Source organism: Salinimicrobium oceani (assembly GCF_012037645.1).
Map to the genome: position 1 here is coordinate 1 of NZ_JAAVJR010001116.1, position 357 is coordinate 357.

1 protein-coding gene is annotated in these 357 nt (G+C 40.1%); it reads left to right on the top strand.

Annotated elements, in window-relative coordinates; translation table 11 throughout:
- A partial coding sequence (locus tag HC175_RS24010; protein ID WP_209310168.1) for a hypothetical protein occupies positions 1-257 on the top strand: 257 nt, incomplete at its 5' end.
- Positions 258-357: the final 100 nt, after the last annotated feature.

The window sequence follows — 357 nt, forward strand, 5'->3', positions numbered from 1 at the left end:
ATAAAAAAGACGGGGATCCAAACCGGAATTTAGCTCTTGGCACTTTACTCCCAGCTCTTTTCTGGTTATCAATGTTACTTGCTTTTACATTTCCGAAGACCAAAGGCCTGGAAGCTGAATTTCCACAAAAAGTTCCAAAGTTAGGTCCTCTTTGGCTAAATGAAGCTCCTGCAAGTCTATTGTTACTTTCTTTACTTGCGGTAGGATACTTTGTGGAAAAGAAAAGATTGGATTTGGGTAAAAATAAAAAACCCTAATCGCTTCTACAACAAAGGATTAGGGTTTCTACCTGTGGTCCCACCTGGGCTCGAACCAGGGACCACCTGATTATGAGCAGCTTAATTTGATTTTCTTTTA